This is a genomic window from Rubripirellula reticaptiva (assembly GCF_007860175.1).
Classification (GTDB): Bacteria; Planctomycetota; Planctomycetia; order Pirellulales; family Pirellulaceae; genus Rubripirellula; species Rubripirellula reticaptiva.
Window position 1 is genome coordinate 1,076,883 of record NZ_SJPX01000002.1, and the last position, 20,325, is coordinate 1,097,207.

Consider the following 20,325-nt stretch of genomic DNA (forward strand, 5'->3'; position numbering starts at 1 on the left):
AAATGAAGATGTATTTCAGTTTGACGTTAGTTGGTATCAGCTTGTTGGCCGCCGGATGCGGATCGTCCGAAGTGGCAACCGCCCCAACCGAAGGCTACTCGGCAGCAAAGTCCCCATACTTGGTCGACAGCGAACCTGCTGGTGCGATTCCGGTCGGGGAAGCACGCGAGTCGACCGAAGACGGTGCGGAGGTGACGCTGGTCGGATTGATCGGCGGTTCGAGCGAACCGTTTGTTGACGGACTGGCGGCGTTCACGATCGTTGATCCGAAGGTGCCTTACTGCGCCGACGACGAAGGCTGCCCGACACCCTGGGACTACTGCTGTACCCAAGACCAAGTCGAAAACAACATTGCGACGGTCAAGATCGTTGACGAAGCCGGGCGCCCCGTGGTTCATGGTGCGCGTGGACTGTTGGGAGTCAAGGAATTGTCGACCGTCGTCGTCAAAGGCAAAGCCAAACGAGATGACCAGGGCAATTTAACGGTCTCGGCGAACCAAGTCTTCGTGCGGCCCGGTCAATAGTCATGGCAAAACCTCCGATTGACCTTAGCCGACTCGCGCTCGATCGATCCCCGCACGGCGAGACAACCACGCCGAACCGTCGTCGCAAACGATGGTTCACGCGATACGTGCTGCCACTGGGCATCTTCGCAGGCTTCGTTGCCTTGTTGGGTGCGGCCGCAGGTCGACAATGGTTGCCGTCAACTTCGGTCACAGTCGTTCCCGTCATTGTGAAACGAAGCGAGATCCAACAGGCCGGTACGACGCTGTTTCAAGCACCGGGCTGGATCGAACCTCGACCAACCGCGATTAGCGTTGCGGCGCTCGCGCCGGGCGTGATCGAAGAGCTATTGGTCGTCGAGGGACAGCAGATTGAAAAGGGCGAAGCAATTGCAAGGCTAATCTCAATCGACGCCGAACTGATCGTCGAGCAAGCAAAGAACACGCTCGCGATCCGTGACGGCGAAGTCAACCGAGCCATAGCGGAACTCGACGCCGCGAAGATTCGCGTCGAGAATCCGGTGCATTTGCAAGTTCAATTAGCAGACGCGGAAAGCACCTTGGCGAAAGCGATGACAGAGCTTTCCAAGTTGCCGTTCCTGATCACGGCTGCCCAGGCCAACGCCGAGTTCGCGCGAGGCAGCATGGAAGGAAAACGATCAGCCAAAGGAGCGATTTCTGGCCGCATTATCGCTCGATCGGAAAGCGAGCACGCTACCGCAGATGCCGATCTAAAAGAGCTTCTCAGTCGGCAACCAAACTTACAACGCGAAATCGATGCACTGACGAACAAAGTGAACGCGATCAAACAGCAAATCAAATTGCTGGTCGAAGAAACGCGTCAAGTCGAAGAAGCGAAAGCCAAGTTGCAATCCGCCGAGGCGATGCGCGACGAGGCCAAACTGCAAGTGCGCCAGACAGAACTGACTCTTGATCGGAACGTCGTTCGCGCCCCGATCAGTGGACGCGTACTGCGGCTGATTGCGGCTCCCGGAACTCGCGTCATGGGTCTCGATTCAACCGCCGGGCAAAGCTCGAGCACGGTGATTGAAATGTATGACCCGCATCGACTGCAAGTTCGTGCCGATGTTCGACTAGAGGACGTCCCAATGGTTACCCACGGCCAGTCGGTCGAGATCGAAACCGCATCGACCAAGGGTGTCATCCAAGGCCGCGTTCTGCAAATGACAAGCACGGCCAACATTCAAAAGAACACGCTTGAAGTGAAGGTCGAATTGATCGCACCGCCGGAAACCGTCAGCCCTGAAATGCTGGTCGCGGCAAGCTTCCTGGCCCCGGTCACCGACAGTCCGGGGAAGGGACCTAACGAAACCGAACGCATGTTTGTTCCAAACCAGCTGGTTCAATCCGCAGATTCAGGCACCTTTGTCTGGATCGTCGACGCGGCAAACGTTGCCCAACGCCGGGCCGTTGATACGGGCAACCTTAGCGATGATGGACTGATCGAGATCAGGTCTGGTCTGCAGGCGACCGACAAACTGATCGCCAGTAACGCCGACGGATTAAAACCAGGCAGTCCCGTGGTCGTGACGGGCGACCATCAAACTTTGGGGATCAATTAAATGGCATTAGTAGAACTGCGTGGCGTTTCCAGGAGCTTTCATAAAGGCGATGAGACGATCACGCCTCTCGACAACATCGACTTGGACATCCAAGCGGGCGAGTTCATGTCCTTGATGGGACCAAGTGGTACAGGCAAGAGCACATTGCTGAATCTGGTAAGCGGTATCGACCGACCAGATTCGGGAACGATTATGGTCGACGGTACCGAGGTGACGAAGCTATCTCGCGGCAAGCTTGCGGATTGGCGAGCGGCCAATCTTGGCTACATTTTTCAAACGCACAATCTGATCCCGGTTTTAACGGCCTATGAAAACGTAGAACTTCCGACGCTGCTTTTGAAACTGTCCTCACAACAGCGCCGGCAACGCGTTAACTTAGCGTTAGAAGCGGTCGGATTAAGCGATCGTGCCGACCACTACCCGCGACAACTCTCGGGCGGCCAAGAGCAGCGGGTTGGAATCGCGCGAGCAATTGTTGCTCACCCCAAAGTCGTCGTCGCGGATGAGCCAACCGGCAGCCTTGACGTGGAAACCAGCGAGCAAATCCAAGTCTTGCTGCAACGGCTCAATCAAGAACTCGACATCACGATGTTGATGGTCACGCACGACAGCGACGTCGCCAGCATTGCCTCGCGTCAAATGGTTCTGGATCGAGGCAAGTTCTTGGAAAGGGTTCGTTCATGACATCCTATGTCCTAAAAACACTCTGGCGTCATCGCACGCGCACTCTTCTGACCGTGACCGGTGCTGCGGTGGCGATGTTCGTGTTTTGCTTTGTCGGCTCGGTGCAGGAAGGTTTGAACCGGCTGACAACGGGGGCGGATGCTGATCGCAGCCTGATTGTGTTTCAAGAGAATCGATTTTGTCCGACGACGAGCCGTCTACCCGAAGACTACGCGAGTAGGATCCGCGAAGTCGCGGGGGTCCGTGACGTGATGCCGATCCAAGTTTGGACGAACAACTGTCGCGCCAGCTTGGATATCGTGGTGTTCAACGGTGCGAACCCTGCACAGATCCAGAAAACTCGTCCCATCAAACTAACCAGCGGCAACTGGCAACAGTTCGCCGCGCAACGTGACGCTGCGATTGTCGGGCGCAACGTGGCCCAACGGCGTGGCTTAGAAACCGGTGATCAATTCTCGATCGGTGACATCTCGGTCAAAGTCGCGGGCGTCTTCGAATCAACCGTGCCGTCGGAAGAGAATCTGATCTACACCAGTCTCGCGTTCCTGCAATACACACGCGGGCTCGATGCTGCGGGACTGGTCACCCAACATGAAGTGCTTCTGGAGCACGATGCTGACCCTGATCGCGTTGCCAGCGAAATCGATGCAACCTTGCGAGCCGGTTCCGTAGCAACAACAACTCGCCGCAAAGGTGCTTTTCAGGCCAGCACTCTATCGGATCTGGTCGATTTGATTGGGTTTGCCCACTGGCTGGGATACGCCTGCGTCGGTTTGGTACTGTCGCTTGTTGCAACGACCACGGTGATGAGTGTTCAAGATCGAATCAAAGAATACGCAGTCCTGCAAACGATCGGCGTCCGGCCGATGCGAACCATGCGACTGGTTCTCGCCGAAAGCACGATTCTGTGTCTTGTCGGTGGCATCGCAGGCACATTGCTTGCCCTGACGGCACTCGGGATCGGTGGCTTTGCGATTGGAGCCGAAGGAGCAACGATCGCGTTTCGTCCGTCACTGGGACTAGCGATCACAGGGACCATCGTGTCACTGGTCGTCGGTGTCGTGGCTGGCTTGGCACCGGCAATCCAAGCGGCAACCGTTCCGATCGTCAATTCGCTGCGTCAGTCTTAACTGCTGTAGGAAACAACCAGGCCTGGAAGATGCGAGTCAGTATCGGCATCACAATCCACGTCATCAGCACCACGCTAGCCGCAGCGAGCATTGCGCTGCTGACCAATGGATGTATCCCCGCAACCATGGGCTTCAGCATTGCGATCATCGGTAACACGGTGGCGTAAACAGCAATCCAGATGATCACCGCCATTTTGTATTTTGGCGGATGCGACTGCTTAGCGACTTCGGTGTGAGCTTCCAATTGCGGCGGCTCGAACCAGGCTTCCAACCCAGTTAGGTGCTGGATATCGGCTGGCTTCGCCTCGAACGCGCTTAGTGCCACCACGCAGGCCTGCCGTTCCGGCGAGTCGTACCAACGCTGCATATGTTCGTGACTATCAAACTTGGTAATGACACGATATTGACGATCCAAAGCCGTATGTGGCTTCAAGACAGTCGCGCCCAAATGACCTGGAAAACTTAGTGAGGTGCGAATCAATTCTCCGATCGCTTGTTCCCACAAGTGTTCTTTCCCGGTCGCCGGACATGCCGTTGCAAGAATCGTTGAAGGCTCGTTTGCTATCGAGGAATCCATCGTTGATGACTTTGTGCTCATCATTCGGCACTCGCTTCCATCGACGCACGAGTTTTCTCGAGCAGCCGGATCAACTCTTTCAAATCGCTTCGAGTCATGCGTTTCAAAGTTCGCTTTTCTAGTTCAATCAGCGGGTCAAACGCCCACTGAATCATTTCGATGCCCTTTGTAGTGATGCCGACATAAACGACCCTTCGGTCTTCGATACAGCGTCTACGGACTACGTAACCCTGGCGCTCGAGTCGATCGACAAGACCAGTGATCGCCGGCACAACTTGGATCATCCGTTCAGCAATTTCTCCGCAAGTGATCTCGCGATCTTCGGTTTGCAAGATGCGCAGCAGATTGAACTGTGATAGTGTCAGGTCATGCTCGCGGAAGAACCGAGCCAGTCGATTTTCGAGTTGATCGCCCGTTCGAAGCAAACTTAGGATTGCTTCCTGCTCTACCGAAGCAAACGGTTGCTTCCGCTTCAACTCGTCCTGTAGTTTTCCAGCGGCCATCACGCAGTCCTCGGCATTTGTTGAACCCACATACTTCACAAACAAGTATCTTACGCGTCAACCATAATACGTCAAGAGATTTCGCCCCGTTGGCTCCTGCTAATCTGACCGCTAAAACTCAGGTCCCGGACGAGATGCGCCGTCCCCGGTTACGAAAAGACGACGCACTTGCGAGATGAACCCCCGTAGGAGATCGTCATGGTTTCGTGGATATTGCTGATCGTTGCAGGCTTGCTGGAAACCGGGTGGGCCGTAGGACTAAAATACACCGACGGCTTCACCAGATTTTGGCCATCGGTTTGGACCGTGACTGCGTTAGTCGCCAGCATGATTCTGCTTGCGATTGCCGTGCGAGATTTACCGATCGGCACCGCTTATCCGATCTGGGTCGGAATCGGTGCAATTGGGGCCGCCGTCTTTGGAATGCTCGCACTCGGTGAATCGACGTCCCCGGCACGAATTCTCTTCTTGTTGCTGATGGTCATCGCGATCATCGGACTCAAAGCAACTTCGGCTGCCACGACTTCAAACATAGACTAACCATCTCGCAAATTCGCCAAGCACGCCACCATCACTGTTCATCCGCTGACGGACCGTACAGTGCAGGAACAGAAACGTCGTTCACTCGCAAGTAGACGCATAAATGGCCGCGGTGGTGGACGATATGGTTCATCACCCAAGTTCGCAGAACAGCAAACTTCGGCATGGTGAATATGGTTTCGCCCGTCTTCAACAGACTCCACGGCTTGTGAAGTTCCTCGTCGCTAACGGAATCCAACAATGTGCGAGCACGAGCAACATTCTTATCGAAGGCAGCAACAATCTCTTCGACCGAATCAAAACAAGGCACCTTAAACGGTTCGCCGTCCTTCGGCATCACATCTAAGGAATCGGTTTCGATCGTCATCGTTGCCCACGACGGAAGATTGGCCAAGTGAGAACCAACCCAGCCGATCGTGTTCGACTTTTCGTGAATCTTCCATGCAAGCTTGGCGTCGGGCACTCTCTCAATCACTTTTCGCGTGCCCGCCATCTCGTTGTCGAACTCTGGCAGCAATTTTTTTCCGATGGTCATAATATTCCTGAATTCATTCTAGATTCAATCGATCCGACATAGGTGTTAACGAACCACCGGACAACACAGACGAACTAGGATTACGAGCACGAAATAGGATTGAGAGAGGATACCAAACCGCGATTGCGAATGGCTACTTTTGCGAGTGCAGACCGAACATGTTGCCTTCGGTATCGACGGCCAAAGCGATGAAACCATACTCACCGATCGAGAACTTGGGCTTCTCGATTTTGCCTCCCGCAGATTCGACTCGCGATGCTTCGGTCGCACAATCTTCGCAGGCAAAATAGACCAGCGTGCTGTTGCCGCCTGACGGAAACCCGTCCATTTTCACGAGCGCACCTGCCGCACCTGAACCGTCCATGTCCATTGGAAAGGTCAACATTTCGATTTCGGGCATCTGCAACTCAGTCAGCTCCGTTCCGAGTACCGTCTCATAGAACAACTTGGCACGGCCAAGATCTTGGACGTAAATTTCGAACCAACATACGGGATTACTTTGCATTGTTCTGATTTCCTTTTGCTTGAATTAGGGTTCAACGACGTTACCAAACGCCGTTCTTGAATTACGAGTGCTCTGTCATTGGGGGACTTCCCGTTGGTCATCAATGGACGGCAAATTCGTTGACGCTTGAACCACCAATTGAAAGACGCGAGGGTCGCGCAAACCCAACGCGATCCACATCACAACGGCGATGATGATGGGAAAGAAGAACGGATCTCCCACACGCACGTGCGATGCCGTTGCTCCACCAAAGTAGGCCGTCAACAGAATGGCGCCAATAAACCCCGTACGAGGAATCAGCAGAAGTACTGCCAACACGACTTCAACGACACCGACTTTGAACATCAACCCTTCATCCCAACCGAGATGGCTAAACATCTCTGCCTTGCCTTCCCACTGAGTGAACTTGCCACTCGCACTGGCAAATACAAGGAAGGCAGCCAACAACACGCTGAGTCCCCATCCAGTGACTTTCGATTTAGACATACTCAATTACTTTCGTTTTTTACGGTTGGCGTTTGGTTCTGTTCCGGCAGCGTCTCGATCGGACGAACTTCCACAGTGCCTTTCTTCGCAGGCGGAAGTCGCTCGGCGATCGCGATTGCTTCGTCAAGGTCGTCCACATCGATAATGTAGTAGCCGCCAAGCTGTTCGGTTGTTTCGGCAAATGGGCCGTCGGTGATTTGACGCTTGCCATCACGAACGCGGACGCTGGTTGCAGTCGTCACGGACCGCAGTGGCGAGGAAGCGATCCATTTGCCTTCCCTTTCAAGTTCCTCGCAGATCGACATGGACTTGACCATGCAGGCTTTGCGTTCATCCTCGGTCCAGCCATCCTCGGCACCATAGATCAATAGCATGTATTTCATCGAAAACTCCCAATATGGTTATTCAGTAACTCTGGATGCTGGCGGCTTTGTTGCCCTTGGTGCTTGTGAATTCGATGACATGACAGAAACGTCGCCTTTGCCCGTTAGCCATGACCTTAACTCCGCTGGCGGCGCCGACCTTTCCGTGCGAAATGGCATGATCCACGGTGACCGTGTCCGATGTTGTCACGATCTTTATCGCGTCAAGAATAGCATCGTCTCCGACAATGTCCCGACTATCTGATTACCGCCAAACGGCGGTCTCAACTCATCCGATTTCCGAGACTTTGCCAGTCTCGAGCGCGATGGCGATGTTCTGCACAACATGGTTCTTGGGCGAGTTTCCGCAATCACCACTTTCCGTGACTTTAGTCATTTTACAACCTCCATCGTTGCTGTTGACTGCCTACTGCTGTTCGCCGGGAACCATCACCATCCAGCCAATACCGAATTTGTCGGTAACCATGCCGTATCGCGGTGACCAGAACGTTTTCCCCAGCGGCATCTCGACGTTGCCATCTTCGGCAAGCGCCGTGAACACACGATCGCAAACAGCCTCATTCTCGACCGACATTGCCAGACGAAATCCCTGATGACTCGTCGCGTCTCCGCAACCGTCCGACGCCATCAGTGTCATCTTGCCGATCTTGAAAGAGGCATGCATCACCTTTTCCTCAAACCCAGGCTGCAGCATACCGTCGGGAACGGGATCAGGACTTTCGCTAAACCGCATCTTCATCAAAACGGTTGCCCCCATTGCTTGCTCGTAAAAACCCAGCGCCTCCTCACAGCGTCCGGCAAAGAACAGGTAGGGCTGAACCACGGCCTGTTGCATCGTGACTGTCTCGCGCAGCTTGTATTCTTGGTCGCTCAACACGCCCGAAGGATCGCTGTCGGCAAAATCCTCCGTTGCATACAGCGGACGAATCTCGATGTCCGAATCTTCCAGCATCGGATTGGGGCATCGCTTGACCCAGTCAATTGCTTCCTGCATCGAAGCGACTTCCCATAACCAGAAACCGGCGACCAACTCTTTTGTCTCGGCGAATGGACCGTCGGTTGAACTTCGGTCGGAACCGCTGAAATGAACTCGAACGCCTTCCGAACTCGGCTTCAACCCTTCACCTGCCTTCACGATTCCTGCTTGGACTAGTTCCTCATTGAACTTTCCCATATCCGCCAACAGCTTCTCGTCCGGCATTTCGCCGGCTTCGGAACTCTTGGTTGCTTTGACAAAGACGACTACTTTCATTTGATATCCCGTGACTCAAACAGGTTTGATTTTCAAAACGAATTACGACTGCTGCATCGCCACGAGATCCATCCACATCGGTTCCCAAACGTGACCGTTGGGGTCAGTAAAACTTCGCCCATACATGAATCCGTGGTCTTGAGGCGGGTTTATATCGGCGGATCCTCCGTGGCTCCCAGCTAGTGCGGTTATCTCATCGACTGCCTCCCGGCTGTCGCAGGAGATGCACAGCGCCACTTCGCTTGAGGTTGTTGGCGGTATCGGTCGATCGGTGAACGTCCGCCATTTATCGTGTGTTAACAACATGACGTGAATCACATCACTCCACACCATGCATGCTGCAGTATCATCGGTAAACTGTGGATTGTTCTCGAATCCGATCGCCTTATAAAAGGCCATCGAAGCTCTGAGGTCGAGGACGGGGAAGTTCACGAATATCTTTTTCGTCATTTCTTTTCTCGATGAAGAATGAATTGTTTCGGATCAACCGCGAATCGCCGCCTCGATTGCAGCGACGTCGATCTTTTTCATCTGCATCATCGCATCGAAGACTCGTTTGGCGACCGCTGGATTAGGATTGGTATAGCCTTGTGTCAGCACGATCGGCGTGATCTGCCAGTTCACTCCCCATCGGTCTTTGCACCAACCGCACTGGCTCTCTTCGCCGCCACCCGACACGATGGCGTTCCAATAGCGATCCGTCTCGGCTTGGTCGGCAGTTGCGACCTGAAAAGAGAACGCCATATTGTGCACGATACCGGGGCCTCCATTAAGTCCGAGGCAGGGCATGCCCATCACCGTGAACTCGACAGTCAGTACATCTCCTTTTTTCCCAGCAGGATAGTCGCCTGGCGCATGATGCACCGCGCCGGTGGAAGAGTTCGGAAAGGTCTCGGCGTAAAATCGAGCGGCCGCCTCGGCGTCGCCGTCGTACCAAAGACAAATCGTGTTTTTCGCTGGCTTCGTCGCTATCGATTTTTCTTTCGTTTTCGCAAATCCAACCCCGCGTTCGGCAATCAGCGAGTTGATCTGTTGGTCGGCGGGACGAATTTCAAACGGTCCCATTTTCACTCCCGGATGCTTCGACATCAGGGCAATGGCGTGGTCCATGTCACGGGCGTCCAGCAAGAGAATGCCACCGAGCACTTCTTTCGTTTCAGCGTACGGCCCATCGGTAACATCGACTTGCCCGTTCTTGATCCGCAAAGTCACTGCATCGCGTGACGAACCGAGTGCTTCGCCACCAAGAAAATGGCCACCGCTGCGCAATTGATCGTCGTACATAAAACACTCATCCAAGACCTGCTGCCCGTCGGCTTCTGATAGCGAATCCCAATTTCCTTCCTCGATGTAGCCCAAACAAACGTATTTCATTGGTTTCTCCGTGTGGATCTGTGTTTGTCAGATGCATTCTCCCGTGATTTACCTAGTAGTCGAACGGGGTGCCGACAAATCGACATTTAGCAGCAATTTTATTTTGATTGCCCGTCTCAGCCGAACTGAGCTAACCGCTTCTTCAGGAAACGACGCTCCGGCTCCTGTTGCGTCAATTCCAACGCTTGCTCGAAAGCCGCAACCGCTTCGGTGGTTCGCCCCGCTCGATGCAACAGCTCGCCGCGTGCCGAGTGCGCGAGATGGTAGCCGGCAAGTTCACCTTGTTCCAGAAGCACGTCGATGAGCATGACTCCCGCATCGGGGCCGTCTCGCATCGCCACCGCGACCGCTCGGTTCAACTCAACCACCGGCGACGGGTCGACCTGAACCAGAACCGAATACAGAGCGACGATTTGGTTCCAGTCTGTATCGGCTGCCGTCCGCGCGTCAGCATGAACTGCCGAGATCGCTGCCTGCAATGTGTAGAACCCGAAGCGCCGAGTTGCAAGTGATTGCTCGACCAATCGCTTGCCTTCGAAAATCTTTTCGCGGTCCCACAAACCACGTTTTTGATCTTCCAATAGAACGATCTCGCCATCGTTTGACGTTCGCGCCGCTCGCCGCGACTCATGCAGCAACATCAGCGCCAGCAGTCCCAGCACTTCGGCATCGGCGTGCAACTCCAGCAACAGCCGACACAAACGAATCGCTTCCTCCGACAACTCGCTGCGAAGCAAGGAATCCCCGCTCGACGCAGAGTACCCTTCATTGAAAATCAAGTAGATCACCGAAAGCACTCCGTCGAGCCGTGCGGGCAGGTCGATCAAGCCTGGAATAACAAATGGAATTCCAGCGTCGCGAATCTTTGCTTTGCCGCGCACGATTCTCTGGGCCATTGTCGCTGGAGGCGTGAGAAACGCTTTGGCGATTTCTTCGGTGGTCAAGCCGCAAACTTCACGCAGTGTCAGTGGCACTTGCACTTTCGGATCAATCGCCGGGTGACAACACGCAAAAATCAATCGCAACTGGTCGTCTTCGATTTCCACCCCAGCCCGCTGGACGTTGGCTTCGCAAACTTCGTGAATGCGCCGGGTAACCTCTGGGGCGATCGCGAGAACCTTTTCGCGACGGCGAATGATGTCGACCGCTTTGAATCGCCCGGTCGAAACCAACCATGCCGCAGGATTCGCTGGGATGCCGTCATCATCCCATTGCAAGATCGCCGCCGCAAATGCCTCTTGCATCGCTTCCTCGGCCAAATCAAAATCACGCAACAGTCGAACCAGCGACGCAAACACCTTCCGCGACTGCGTGCGAAACAGTTCGTCCACTTGCTGACGAACAATACAATTGTTCATTCGGTCCTACTCTCCGATTACGGCCACTTGGCTAGCCAGCTTCACAAACGAGACGGCAACAACACCAGCGACACGATTCGGACAAGAAGAGGCATTGGCACAATGCTCATTCTGAATTCTGTGCATCGTCAATCGCATTCTGAATCGCCTGCTTCGCTTGCGGGCTGTTCCTCCACCACGTTGTGCCCATCTTCGTTGCCACTGACACCGTGATCTCGTCGACAAAGCATTGCCGCAAATCTCGTAGCAATGAAATGCCGATCTGCTCGAGCCGATCCACCACCGTCGGACCAATGCCTTTGACGGCCAAGAGAGCCTGACTTTCTTCGGCTGGACAACTCATCCCCATCTCCTGCAACTAAACTCTTGTCATATGTCGTCGCTCGACTGACTTCAGGACAAAATTTTCGGGGCAGTCAGACACATCCAATTCCCCTTGCCGTCTTGGCTGTACATTTCCGATCGAAACGACTAACGGTTGGACAGTTTTAACACGCGTCGACTGCACCTGCGAGGCAGCGACGCTGCGATAGCAGAACCACGACTTCATCAGACCTATCAGTCCACAACAAATGCAACTCGAATCTTTCGATGGATTCACCGGCCAGCACTGCGAAACGACGGCAATGCTGGCAGCCTAGTTAACATCGGCCAATACACTGGTCGAAATCAACGACCACGACTTAAGAGTGCTTGTCGTGCAATTGATGCTCCGCGTCGATCAACTGGAAAGCAAAAACCGAGAGCAGCAATTCCAAAAACAAGGAAGCCAATCCCAGTTCGGCGGTGGACTCCCACGATCACGACCTCGCCCGCGATTACAACCCAAACTAGAGAAGTTTCGCGGATACGTTCCTGCGACGAGCTCAAGTCTTAGCAGTGAAAATTCTTAGCCCCAGCGAAACTCGCCAACGACTTGTCGATTTTGCAACGTTTGCATTCACAATGTTTGGCCGCTTGGGCGAAAGCCCCGGTTCGTGGATGACGAAGCCGCCGCTAGCGCGGTGCGACCCATTGAACCAACAAGACGCTGAAGACATCCGTTACCACTGGACGACGGTTCACGACCGATGTGCAAAAGTTGCGAATGCACGCAGCAGCGAAACGGCGAACCACTTGAAGTCACCGATGCAATGAAAGCCGAATTGCACAAAGCAGCAAAGGCGACCAGCGAGGATCGCTTGTCGTTCATTAAGTTCAAACCTGTCTTCGGTGACCTGGCTACGAATGACCGGTTCACGACGATGTACGCCAAGATGGCCGAACACGTGTACAGCAATCCCGACGTCCGCGACCACATGCGAGAGATCGCAGCGTTCACCACGACCGAATGAGTTGCAATCCCGAAAACGCCTGATAAGATACCGAAGCACAATCGTTTGTGCACAAGTCTTTGAAGGAGCCTAGCCGCAATGACGACGACCCTTAGTCAAGTAGCCGAACAGGCCGGTGTCAGCGTTTCGGTAGCATCACGATCGCTGAACGGCCATGCGAAGGCATACCGAATCAGCGATGAAACGGCGACGCGAGTGAAAGAGGCGGCCGACATGTTGGGGTTTCGCCCCAGCCAAACGGCGCGGTCACTTCGGCTAAAGAAAACTGGACTGGTAGGAGTTGTGGTGCCGGACCTGTCGAATCCCTTCTTTGCTTCAATATCACAGTCGATTGCGCTGTCGGCAGAGGCCGAGGGCTACAGCGTCATCGTTGCCGACAGCCGCGAACAAACGGAACACGAAATTCGGTTGCTGCAGCAACTCGAAGACCGACAGGTTGAGGCACTTGTCGTTTGCCCAGTGGGAACTGAGAGCAAACATTTACAACAAATCAACGAACGGGGTACACCAGTTGTTCTGGCCGATCGTACGTTTCCCGATTGCGAATTACTGCAGGTCACTTCAGAGCATCGTGTGGGAGCCGTTACAGCAACACGCCTGCTGACGACGAAGGGGCACCGCGTGATTGGCGTGTTGCAGGGGTTACCCGGAACGCTGCCCAACGAGCAGCGGTTGAGCGGTCATGCGGAAGCACTCGCGGAGATTGGGATTTCGTTTGATCAATCTTTAGTGATGGGAAACAACTTTACCGAAACATCCGGTTTCGAATCCGCCATGCAATTGCTCGCTGACCGACCAGACGTAACGGCCTTGTTTGCTTTCAGCACACCGAACGCAATGGGTGCACTGCGCGCCGCAATCAAATCGGAACGCCACGTTCCGCAAGACCTGTCGGTTGTTGCGTTTGATGATTCTCCGTATGCGGATTTGATGAACGTACCGCTAACGACCGTTTGCCAGGATGTTGATGGCATCGGTCAGCTTGCTGCCGACTTGGTTCTGCGTGCCTTAACGAATTCCAAAGGCAGGAAGCGAAAAAAACGACACGATATCAAGACACAAGTCATTATTCGAAACTCCATTTCTAGCGTGAAAGATTGATGAAACTATTTACCCTGATTGCCGGCTGCATTCTCGCAACAACGGCTGTCGCCGCCGAAGGCGAATTCCGTCCCGTTCCCCTGATTTTCGACACGGACATTGGCAACGACTGCGATGACGTGCTCGCCATGGGCGTCATCCATTCACTGCAGACACGTGGCGAGTGCGAGCTGCTGGCGGTCACGATCACGAAGGATCATGAACTTGCGGCTCCGTTCACGGACGTCGTCAATACGTTTTACGGACGAGGCGACATTCCAATCGGCGTATGCCGCAGCGGCGTCACGCCCGAACCCGGGAAATTCAACGTTTTGGCAGCCAAGCAAGATGACGGAAAGGACCGCTACGCACACGACTTGCGCAGCGGCAAAGACGCCCCTGATGCGGTTGCGGTACTGCGAGAAACACTGGCCGGTCAAGAAGACGGCAGCGTGGTGATTGCTCAAGTTGGTTTCTCGACAAACTTGGCAAACTTGCTTCTGTCGACCGCTGATAAACACAGCGATTTGAACGGCATGCAACTGGTAAAGAAGAAGGTCAAATTGCTGTCGGTCATGGCAGGCGCGTTCCGGCAAATCGCCAACGAGAAAGGTCAGTTGTACGATCACAAGGAATACAACATCGTCAAAGACATCCCAGCAGCGAAAGCTTTGGTGCAAGATTGGCCAACGCCGATTATCTGGAGCGGGTTTGAGATCGGCAAGAATCTGACGTATCCGCACGAAAGCATCTTGCAGGACTACCGATACGTGCCGCATCATCCGCTGCCCGAGGCCTACACGCTCTACATTCCTCCGCCACACGATCGCCCGACCTGGGATTTGACGTCGGTGTTGCAGGCCGTTCGTCCCGACCATGGGTACTTCGACCTATCGGCGGCGGGACGTGTGCAGGTCGCCGACGATGGGCTGACCACGTTTGAAGAATCGACAGGCGGTCGTGATCGGTACTTGATCTTGAAAGACGAACAAAAGGGTCGGGCTCGCGAAGCACTGGTGCAACTTTCCAGCCAGCCTCCGGCAGGCCACGCAGCAGGGTCCGGCAATTGAAATCCGAAAACGAAAGCACACCCGCGCCGCGAATCGTCGTTTGCGGTTCAATCAACATGGACTTGGTCGTTTGCTGTCAGGAAATGCCGAAACCCGGGCAAACGATCACTGCCGAGTCGGCGTCTGAAATCTGTGGCGGCAAGGGTGCCAATCAGGCGGTCGGTGCTGCAATGGTCGGCGGACAGGTTCGCATGATCGGTCGTGTCGGCAGTGATGCGTTTGCCGATCGTCTGCATGCCAATCTTGCCAAGCATAACGTTGACTGTAGTACGGTTGCGACAACGGCCGATTGCACCAGCGGACTGGCAGTCATCACAGTAGAGAGTTCGGGCCAAAATTCGATCTTGGTGGTTCCAGGTGCCAACGGAAAGGTCTCGGTATCTGACGTACAGGATCATCGCGAGGTGATCGCGTGCGCCGACGTGTTGATGTTGCAGTTAGAGATTCCGACACCAAGCGTGATCGCTGCGATTCGGATCGCCAAACAATATAATGTGCGATGCATCCTCGATCCCGCGCCGGTCGCTAGGGACTGGACGGACGAATTGCTTGATGTCGATCTGGTCTGCCCCAACGAAACCGAGGCAGCGGCTATCACGGGAATCGAGATCAACACAATCGAAGATGCCCGATCAGCAGCACTGCAACTGCAATCACGTGGCGCAAAGAACGTCGCCGTGACGATGGGCGAGAAAGGTACCGTGTTGCTTGATGGGGAAACGTTTCATCACGTCGCACCGACGCCCATCCAGCCCGTGGACAGCACAGCGGCGGGCGATGCTTTCGCGAGTGCCCTCGCCGTTGAGTGGGCGCGCACGTCAAACTTATTGCAGGCGACTCGGTTCGCCAGCATTGCAGGAGCGTTGGCGGCCACAAAGTTTGGCGCCCAGCAAAGTCTTGCCAACCGAATTGAAATCGATGCCTTAAGGATTCAAACATGCCACAAATAAGTCAACTATCGATCGCCGCAGGACTGACCTGTTTCTGCTTGTTAAGCGGTTGCAAAGGATCGGCAACCACAGACGCGCCGAACTCGGATTCATCAACGAAACCAAAAGTTGCGTTGATCATGAAGTCGCTCGCAAACGAATTCTTTTCGACGATGGCCAGCGGCGCTGAAATGCACCAGCAGGACAGCGGAGAATACGAATTGGTCGTCAACGGGATCAAGGACGAACGAGATGTCAGTCGCCAAGTCGCTTTAGTGCAGGAAATGGTTGCCAGCAACGTCGATGCCATTGTCATTGCGCCAGCCGAGTCTCAGGCATTGATTCCGTCGCTCAGGCGTGCCATCAAGGCGGGCATCATCGTCGTCAACATCGACAACAAGCTGGATGCGGAAATGTTGTCCAAGGAAGGGCTGCAAATTCCGTTCGTTGGACCTGACAACCGAGCGGGAGCAAGAGCAGTTGGTGACTATTTGGCAACACAGCTTGCCAAAAGTGACTCGGTTGCAATTTTGGAAGGCCTGCAAACTTCCGAGAACGGTCGCGCACGCAAAGCCGGTTTTGAGGACGCAATGAACGCCGCCGGAGTTACGATCGTGGACAGTCAGTCGGCCGAGTGGGAGATGTCGAAGGCCAACGAGATTGCATCGTCGATGCTAAGTGAACATACGGAGATTAAGGCGATTCTTGCTGCCAACGACAGCATGGCGTTGGGCGCAATCGCGGCCGCCAGAAGTGTCGGTCGCAGTGACGACTTGCTGATTGTCGGCTTCGACAACATCGCCGCGGTGCAAACGGCGATTCGCGATGGCAAGGTGCTTGCCACGGCGGACCAGCACGGCGACCAGTTGGCAGTCTACGGAATCGAGACGGCATTGAAATTGATCGAAGACAAAACCACAGCGGTCGTTGATGTGGAAACACCAGTCGATTTGGTCATCAAAGAAACGCTAGTCGCCAAAGAAAACCTGGACGCGAAATGAAGCCGCTGTTCACTGTGACGGATATCACGAAACGATTTGGCAGCGTCACGGTGCTCGATGGTGTTTCGCTGAACGTGCGCGCCGGGGAAATCCATGCATTGCTTGGCGCTAACGGCGCGGGCAAGAGCACGCTGTGCAAAATCATTGCCGGATTGCTGACGCGCGATGGCGGGGCAATGTCGATCGCAAACGAGAAGTCAAACGCAGCCGACGCGTATCTTCCGCGCGATAAACAGACGGCCGAACGCGCCGGAATGCAAATCGTCCAGCAGGAACTCAATCAAGTTTCGACACTTACGGTTGCAGAAAACATCTTTCTGACGCGAATGCCAAGCGTTCTCGGTGTGATCCGCAAACGCCAACTTGCCGATCGGGCGAGACAAATTCTCGACCGCTTTGATTTGAACGATGTTGCAACCGACGCCATCATGGGCACGCTGGGTGTTGGCCGACAACAAATGATCGAAATCGCGACGGCTTTGGATCGCCAGTGTCGATTGCTGATCCTGGACGAACCGACGGCGGCTCTGGGTGTTCGCGAAACGGAGCGTCTGTTCGAGCGATTGAGAGCATTACGTGATCAAGGAATCGGCATCATCTACATCAGTCATCGGTTGGATGAAGTTGCCGAGCTATCGGATCGCATCACGGTATTGCGTGACGGCAAACACGTCTGCACCGAAGAAACGTCATCGCTGACCACCGACGACATGGTTAACCTGATGGCGGGGAAATCGACGGGCCAGCGGCACTCCTTTCATTCGTATGCGACAGGCGAAACGGCGATGCACGTCAGTGGCATCACGGCGGGTGTCGTCCAAGACATTTCATTTTCCGTGCGTCACGGCGAGCGGCTCGGGATCGCTGGTTTGGTCGGTTCAGGCCGCACCGAACTGTTGCGAGCTGTTTTTGGTGCCGACATAGCCGAGCAAGGAACCGTCCAAGTCGGCGATCGTCTGGCCACACGTTTTTCGCATCCCCGCCAAGCTGTCACGGCGGGGCTTGCGATGGTCACCGAAGATCGCAAGCAAAACGGCTTGCTACTGCGACAGCCGATCCGATTCAACACGTCGATTGGTTCGCTGGGCAAGCGGTTTGCATCGCTGGGAGTCATTCGCAAACAACGCGAACGACAGGCGGCAGAAGCGATGGCCCGCAAACTTGAAACGAAATGTAACAACATCGATCAACTGGTCGCCACGCTCAGTGGAGGCAACCAGCAAAAGGTCGCTATCTCCAAATGGTTGGTTCGCGACGCCGAAGTATTCCTTTTTGACGAGCCGACTCGAGGCATCGATGTCGCTGCGCGCCGGCAGATTTATCGACTGATCGAGTCGCTCGCCCAGGCAGGTAAAGCGATCGTCATCGTCAGTAGTGATCTAGACGAGTTGCTCGAAACGTGCGACCGAATCGGTGTCATTTCGGCCGGGAAATGGATCGCCGACTTTCAACGCGGCTGTTGGTCCTCGGATCAAATCATGCAGGCTGCATTCGCTGGTTACCGAAGGGCAGAGGCGATCGCATGATCACGAAACAGATGAAGGGAACCGTATTGCAGTACGGTGGTTTGCTGACGGCACTTGCCCTGTTGATTTTGGTCTTCAGTTTGCGAACGGATAGTTTTTTTCAGATCAGCACGGCGAAGCTGATCGCCAACCAAATTCCTGAGTTGACGCTGTTGGCGGTCGGGATGACGCTGGTCTTGGTCATCGGGCAAATCGATCTGTCGGTCGGCAGTGTGATGGCGCTCGCCGGCGCCGTGCTGGGCGTATTGATGGCGAAGCACGATTGGTCGTTGGGGCCGGCGATCTTGGCAAGTTTAGCAACCGCTGCAACGTGCGGCTGGGCAACCGGAGCAATCTCGATTTGGTTTCGGATTCCGTCGTTCATCGTCTCGCTTGGCATGCTGCAGATCGCCCGCGGAGCCACCCGCCGATTACTCGAATCGAAAACATTGACGATCGGTTCCGACGTCGCGGTGATCAGCGAACCGCTGGCGGGGATTGGGCTGTCACCGGCGTTCTTGATCGCCATCGTTGCCGTTTTCGCCGTGCAATTCTTGATCAGCAGCACAGTGTTCGGTCGTTACTGTGTGGCCATCGGCACCAATGCGGAAGCCGTTCGCATGTCGGGAATCCGCACGACTCCGTACGCGATCGCAGTCTTTGTCATCAGCGGCCTGCTGTGCGGACTGGCTGGATTGGCCCCAACATCACTGATGGAAGCGGCCGATCCCGGCATGGGCAACGGCATCGAGTTATCCGCAATCGCAGCGTGCGTGATCGGCGGAACCAGCTTGATGGGAGGACGGGGAAACGCGATCAGCACGTTCCTCGGTGTGCTGGTCATCGCGGTGCTGCAAACGGGACTCAGCCGCATGTCGGTCGAGGACGCAAACAAACAAATCATTACCGGAGTCGTGATCATCATCGCCGTGTTGATCGACACCGTACGACGCAACTGGGAGAAATCAGAAGCATGAAGAATCAAATTTCCGTATTGTGCCTCACCCTTTGGATTCCGATCATCGGCTGGGCCGACGCCCCCGCAAAAATTGTGTTTGACACCGACATCGCCGGTGACGTCGACGATGCACTGGCACTAGCGATGTTGCACACCTTGGCCGACCGTGCCGAATGCACCATCGAGGCAGTGACGGTTTCAAAAACGCATCCGCAAAACGGACCGATGGTCGACGCGATCAATACGTTCTATGGTCGACCGGATGTTCCCATCGGTGTCACGAAAGGGGATTACCCGAGAGACAGCAAGTATGTCGGGCTGGCCGACAAAAGGGACAACGGTGCGTTTCGTTACTCCCACGATTTGCTAAAAAGTTCCGACGCGCCCGACGCAGTCAAGCTATTGCGACAAGTGCTGGCCGGTGCAGATTCGAATTCGATCTCGATCGTTTCCGTCGGGCTTGCCGTCAACATCGCCGATCTGCTGGAGTCACCTGCTGACGAGATCAGCCCGCTACCGGGCGACGATCTGGTTCGCCAAAAGGTCAAGCTGCTGTCCATCATGGCCGGAGCCTTTAACCCCGTGAACGAAAACGCCCATTACTTGGAAGCCAACGTCCGCAATCACGTCGGGTCGATGCAGCGTTTTGTCCAGCAGTGGCCAAACGAAATCCCCGTCGTTTGGAGCGACTTCAACATCGGCATTCGCGCTGCTTATCCAAGGAAGAGCATTGCCAGGGACTTTGGTTACACAAAGCATCATGTCATTCGCGAATCGTACTTGTTGTACTGCGGTCCCGAGCATGACCGTCCCACTTGGGATTTGACGAGCGTGCTCTACGCGGTTCGCCCAAACGATGGCTACTTTGGCCTGTCGCCAGCCGGATCAGTGTCTGTGGCCGATGACGGCTTCACTGAGTTCACGGAAAGCGAATCCGGACGTCATCGCTACTTGAAGATGAACAACATCCAAACCGTGCGAGTGGTCGAAGTTCAGCGGACTCTTGTCAGCCAACCACCATCCACGGAGTGACCA

General features: G+C 54.8%; 26 protein-coding genes and 1 riboswitch. Of the genes, 15 read left to right on the forward strand and 11 right to left on the reverse strand.

The features are described 5' to 3' along the window. Positions 1 to 2: 2 nt before the first annotated feature. From Poly59_RS10245 to Poly59_RS10260, 4 genes are read left to right on the forward strand one after another with little or no spacing between them, the layout of a single operon-like run. Positions 3 to 524, forward strand: a complete 522-nt coding sequence (locus Poly59_RS10245; protein WP_146533956.1) for a hypothetical protein — start codon at positions 3 to 5, stop codon at positions 522 to 524. A 2-nt stretch (positions 525 to 526) separates the two neighbouring features. Next, on the forward strand, positions 527 to 2,086 hold the full coding sequence (locus Poly59_RS10250; protein WP_146533957.1) for an efflux RND transporter periplasmic adaptor subunit: 1,560 nt from the start codon (positions 527 to 529) through the stop codon (positions 2,084 to 2,086). Further along, positions 2,087 to 2,770, forward strand: a complete 684-nt coding sequence (locus Poly59_RS10255; protein ID WP_146533958.1) for an ABC transporter ATP-binding protein — start codon at positions 2,087 to 2,089, stop codon at positions 2,768 to 2,770. After that, positions 2,767 to 3,900: an ABC transporter permease gene (locus Poly59_RS10260; RefSeq protein ID WP_146533959.1), complete on the forward strand. Its 1,134-nt coding sequence runs from the start codon at positions 2,767 to 2,769 to the stop codon at positions 3,898 to 3,900. The genes Poly59_RS10255 and Poly59_RS10260 overlap by 4 nt, the downstream gene beginning before the upstream one ends. Here Poly59_RS10260 and Poly59_RS10265 read toward each other — a convergent pair. Next, on the reverse strand, positions 3,878 to 4,477 hold the full coding sequence (locus Poly59_RS10265) for an antibiotic biosynthesis monooxygenase (protein WP_186776142.1): 600 nt from the start codon (positions 4,475 to 4,477) through the stop codon (positions 3,878 to 3,880). The genes Poly59_RS10260 and Poly59_RS10265 overlap by 23 nt on opposite strands. A gap of 20 nt (positions 4,478 to 4,497) precedes the next feature. Further along, the gene (locus Poly59_RS10270) at positions 4,498 to 4,980 is read right to left on the reverse strand and encodes a MarR family winged helix-turn-helix transcriptional regulator (RefSeq protein ID WP_146533961.1); all 483 of its coding nucleotides are present in this window, start codon (positions 4,978 to 4,980) and stop codon (positions 4,498 to 4,500) included. 103 nt (positions 4,981 to 5,083) lie between these two features. Further along, positions 5,084 to 5,149, forward strand: a riboswitch (guanidine-III (ykkC-III) riboswitch). A gap of 29 nt (positions 5,150 to 5,178) precedes the next feature. On the opposite strand from Poly59_RS10270, the gene sugE reads away from it, so the two are divergent. After that, the gene (gene sugE / locus Poly59_RS10275) at positions 5,179 to 5,520 is read left to right on the forward strand and encodes a quaternary ammonium compound efflux SMR transporter SugE (protein WP_146533962.1); all 342 of its coding nucleotides are present in this window, start codon (positions 5,179 to 5,181) and stop codon (positions 5,518 to 5,520) included. 31 nt (positions 5,521 to 5,551) lie between these two features. On the opposite strand, the gene Poly59_RS10280 is transcribed toward sugE, so the two are convergent. From Poly59_RS10280 to Poly59_RS10295, 4 genes are all read right to left on the reverse strand, one after another. After that, on the reverse strand, positions 5,552 to 6,055 hold the full coding sequence (locus Poly59_RS10280) for a DinB family protein (protein ID WP_146533963.1): 504 nt from the start codon (positions 6,053 to 6,055) through the stop codon (positions 5,552 to 5,554). A 133-nt stretch (positions 6,056 to 6,188) separates the two neighbouring features. After that, positions 6,189 to 6,560, reverse strand: coding sequence for a VOC family protein (locus Poly59_RS10285; RefSeq protein ID WP_146533964.1), 372 nt, complete (start codon positions 6,558 to 6,560; stop codon positions 6,189 to 6,191). Between the two features lie 75 nt (positions 6,561 to 6,635). Continuing rightward, complete coding sequence (locus Poly59_RS10290; protein WP_146533965.1) at positions 6,636 to 7,046, reverse strand: DoxX family protein; 411 nt, start codon at positions 7,044 to 7,046, stop codon at positions 6,636 to 6,638. Between the two features lie 2 nt (positions 7,047 to 7,048). Continuing rightward, entirely contained in the window at positions 7,049 to 7,429 is a 381-nt protein-coding gene (locus Poly59_RS10295) for a YciI family protein (protein ID WP_146533966.1), read from the reverse strand. On the opposite strand from Poly59_RS10295, the gene Poly59_RS29340 reads away from it, so the two are divergent. Continuing rightward, the gene (locus Poly59_RS29340; RefSeq protein ID WP_186776143.1) at positions 7,419 to 7,673 is read left to right on the forward strand and encodes a hypothetical protein; all 255 of its coding nucleotides are present in this window, start codon (positions 7,419 to 7,421) and stop codon (positions 7,671 to 7,673) included. The two genes, Poly59_RS10295 and Poly59_RS29340, sit on opposite strands and share 11 nt — an antisense overlap. Positions 7,674 to 7,835: 162 nt before the next feature. Here Poly59_RS29340 and Poly59_RS10300 read toward each other — a convergent pair whose 3' ends face one another. The 5 genes from Poly59_RS10300 to Poly59_RS10320 form a co-directional block, all read right to left on the reverse strand. Next, positions 7,836 to 8,681: a YciI family protein gene (locus Poly59_RS10300; protein ID WP_146533967.1), complete on the reverse strand. Its 846-nt coding sequence runs from the start codon at positions 8,679 to 8,681 to the stop codon at positions 7,836 to 7,838. 42 nt (positions 8,682 to 8,723) lie between these two features. Beyond that, complete coding sequence (locus tag Poly59_RS10305) at positions 8,724 to 9,131, reverse strand: VOC family protein (RefSeq protein WP_146533968.1); 408 nt, start codon at positions 9,129 to 9,131, stop codon at positions 8,724 to 8,726. Positions 9,132 to 9,164: 33 nt separating this feature from the next. Next, positions 9,165 to 10,055 carry a VOC family protein gene (locus tag Poly59_RS10310; protein ID WP_186776144.1) on the reverse strand — a complete coding sequence of 297 codons (891 nt, stop codon included), beginning with the start codon at positions 10,053 to 10,055 and terminating at the stop codon, positions 9,165 to 9,167. 116 nt (positions 10,056 to 10,171) lie between these two features. After that, positions 10,172 to 11,413, reverse strand: a complete 1,242-nt coding sequence (locus Poly59_RS10315; protein ID WP_146533969.1) for an RNA polymerase sigma factor — start codon at positions 11,411 to 11,413, stop codon at positions 10,172 to 10,174. A gap of 106 nt (positions 11,414 to 11,519) precedes the next feature. Beyond that, positions 11,520 to 11,756, reverse strand: coding sequence for a helix-hairpin-helix domain-containing protein (locus Poly59_RS10320; protein WP_146533970.1), 237 nt, complete (start codon positions 11,754 to 11,756; stop codon positions 11,520 to 11,522). A gap of 536 nt (positions 11,757 to 12,292) precedes the next feature. Between Poly59_RS10320 and Poly59_RS10325 the strand changes: the two genes are divergently transcribed. The 9 genes from Poly59_RS10325 (at position 12,293) to Poly59_RS10365 (ending at position 20,322) form a co-directional block, all read left to right on the forward strand. Continuing rightward, complete coding sequence (locus Poly59_RS10325) at positions 12,293 to 12,550, forward strand: hypothetical protein (RefSeq protein ID WP_146533971.1); 258 nt, start codon at positions 12,293 to 12,295, stop codon at positions 12,548 to 12,550. Beyond that, complete coding sequence (locus Poly59_RS10330; protein WP_146533972.1) at positions 12,547 to 12,747, forward strand: hypothetical protein; 201 nt, start codon at positions 12,547 to 12,549, stop codon at positions 12,745 to 12,747. The genes Poly59_RS10325 and Poly59_RS10330 overlap by 4 nt, the downstream gene beginning before the upstream one ends. A 78-nt stretch (positions 12,748 to 12,825) precedes the next feature. Continuing rightward, positions 12,826 to 13,848, forward strand: a complete 1,023-nt coding sequence (locus Poly59_RS10335; RefSeq protein ID WP_146533973.1) for a LacI family DNA-binding transcriptional regulator — start codon at positions 12,826 to 12,828, stop codon at positions 13,846 to 13,848. Then, positions 13,848 to 14,897: a nucleoside hydrolase gene (locus tag Poly59_RS10340; RefSeq protein ID WP_146533974.1), complete on the forward strand. Its 1,050-nt coding sequence runs from the start codon at positions 13,848 to 13,850 to the stop codon at positions 14,895 to 14,897. Before Poly59_RS10335 ends, Poly59_RS10340 begins: the two co-directional genes overlap by 1 nt. Then, complete coding sequence (rbsK, locus tag Poly59_RS10345; RefSeq protein ID WP_246151532.1) at positions 14,894 to 15,847, forward strand: ribokinase; 954 nt, start codon at positions 14,894 to 14,896, stop codon at positions 15,845 to 15,847. Before Poly59_RS10340 ends, rbsK begins: the two co-directional genes overlap by 4 nt. Continuing rightward, complete coding sequence (locus tag Poly59_RS10350) at positions 15,835 to 16,827, forward strand: sugar ABC transporter substrate-binding protein (RefSeq protein WP_146533975.1); 993 nt, start codon at positions 15,835 to 15,837, stop codon at positions 16,825 to 16,827. Before rbsK ends, Poly59_RS10350 begins: the two co-directional genes overlap by 13 nt. Further along, positions 16,824 to 18,353 carry a sugar ABC transporter ATP-binding protein gene (locus Poly59_RS10355; protein ID WP_146533976.1) on the forward strand — a complete coding sequence of 510 codons (1,530 nt, stop codon included), beginning with the start codon at positions 16,824 to 16,826 and terminating at the stop codon, positions 18,351 to 18,353. The genes Poly59_RS10350 and Poly59_RS10355 overlap by 4 nt, the downstream gene beginning before the upstream one ends. Beyond that, positions 18,350 to 19,309 (forward strand): ABC transporter permease, encoded by a 960-nt coding sequence (locus Poly59_RS10360; protein WP_146533977.1) that lies wholly within the window; start codon positions 18,350 to 18,352, stop codon positions 19,307 to 19,309. The genes Poly59_RS10355 and Poly59_RS10360 overlap by 4 nt, the downstream gene beginning before the upstream one ends. After that, on the forward strand, positions 19,306 to 20,322 hold the full coding sequence (locus Poly59_RS10365; RefSeq protein ID WP_146533978.1) for a nucleoside hydrolase: 1,017 nt from the start codon (positions 19,306 to 19,308) through the stop codon (positions 20,320 to 20,322). The genes Poly59_RS10360 and Poly59_RS10365 overlap by 4 nt, the downstream gene beginning before the upstream one ends. The last annotated feature ends 3 nt before the right edge of the window (positions 20,323 to 20,325 follow it).

Coding starts and splice junctions, on each gene's coding strand:
- Poly59_RS10245 (WP_146533956.1), top strand. CDS start 3: ATGAAGATGTATTTCAGTTTGACGTTAGTTGGTATCAGCTTGTTGGCC.
- Poly59_RS10250 (WP_146533957.1), top strand. CDS start 527: ATGGCAAAACCTCCGATTGACCTTAGCCGACTCGCGCTCGATCGATCC.
- Poly59_RS10255 (WP_146533958.1), top strand. CDS start 2,087: ATGGCATTAGTAGAACTGCGTGGCGTTTCCAGGAGCTTTCATAAAGGC.
- Poly59_RS10260 (WP_146533959.1), top strand. CDS start 2,767: ATGACATCCTATGTCCTAAAAACACTCTGGCGTCATCGCACGCGCACT.
- Poly59_RS10265 (WP_186776142.1), bottom strand. CDS start 4,477: ATGGATTCCTCGATAGCAAACGAGCCTTCAACGATTCTTGCAACGGCA.
- Poly59_RS10270 (WP_146533961.1), bottom strand. CDS start 4,980: ATGGCCGCTGGAAAACTACAGGACGAGTTGAAGCGGAAGCAACCGTTT.
- sugE (WP_146533962.1), top strand. CDS start 5,179: ATGGTTTCGTGGATATTGCTGATCGTTGCAGGCTTGCTGGAAACCGGG.
- Poly59_RS10280 (WP_146533963.1), bottom strand. CDS start 6,055: ATGACCATCGGAAAAAAATTGCTGCCAGAGTTCGACAACGAGATGGCG.
- Poly59_RS10285 (WP_146533964.1), bottom strand. CDS start 6,560: ATGCAAAGTAATCCCGTATGTTGGTTCGAAATTTACGTCCAAGATCTT.
- Poly59_RS10290 (WP_146533965.1), bottom strand. CDS start 7,046: ATGTCTAAATCGAAAGTCACTGGATGGGGACTCAGCGTGTTGTTGGCT.
- Poly59_RS29340 (WP_186776143.1), top strand. CDS start 7,419: ATGTATTTCATCGAAAACTCCCAATATGGTTATTCAGTAACTCTGGAT.
- Poly59_RS10295 (WP_146533966.1), bottom strand. CDS start 7,429: ATGAAATACATGCTATTGATCTATGGTGCCGAGGATGGCTGGACCGAG.
- Poly59_RS10300 (WP_146533967.1), bottom strand. CDS start 8,681: ATGAAAGTAGTCGTCTTTGTCAAAGCAACCAAGAGTTCCGAAGCCGGC.
- Poly59_RS10305 (WP_146533968.1), bottom strand. CDS start 9,131: ATGACGAAAAAGATATTCGTGAACTTCCCCGTCCTCGACCTCAGAGCT.
- Poly59_RS10310 (WP_186776144.1), bottom strand. CDS start 10,055: ATGAAATACGTTTGTTTGGGCTACATCGAGGAAGGAAATTGGGATTCG.
- Poly59_RS10315 (WP_146533969.1), bottom strand. CDS start 11,413: ATGAACAATTGTATTGTTCGTCAGCAAGTGGACGAACTGTTTCGCACG.
- Poly59_RS10320 (WP_146533970.1), bottom strand. CDS start 11,756: ATGAGTTGTCCAGCCGAAGAAAGTCAGGCTCTCTTGGCCGTCAAAGGC.
- Poly59_RS10330 (WP_146533972.1), top strand. CDS start 12,547: ATGAAAGCCGAATTGCACAAAGCAGCAAAGGCGACCAGCGAGGATCGC.
- Poly59_RS10335 (WP_146533973.1), top strand. CDS start 12,826: ATGACGACGACCCTTAGTCAAGTAGCCGAACAGGCCGGTGTCAGCGTT.
- Poly59_RS10340 (WP_146533974.1), top strand. CDS start 13,848: ATGAAACTATTTACCCTGATTGCCGGCTGCATTCTCGCAACAACGGCT.
- Poly59_RS10350 (WP_146533975.1), top strand. CDS start 15,835: ATGCCACAAATAAGTCAACTATCGATCGCCGCAGGACTGACCTGTTTC.
- Poly59_RS10355 (WP_146533976.1), top strand. CDS start 16,824: ATGAAGCCGCTGTTCACTGTGACGGATATCACGAAACGATTTGGCAGC.
- Poly59_RS10360 (WP_146533977.1), top strand. CDS start 18,350: ATGATCACGAAACAGATGAAGGGAACCGTATTGCAGTACGGTGGTTTG.
- Poly59_RS10365 (WP_146533978.1), top strand. CDS start 19,306: ATGAAGAATCAAATTTCCGTATTGTGCCTCACCCTTTGGATTCCGATC.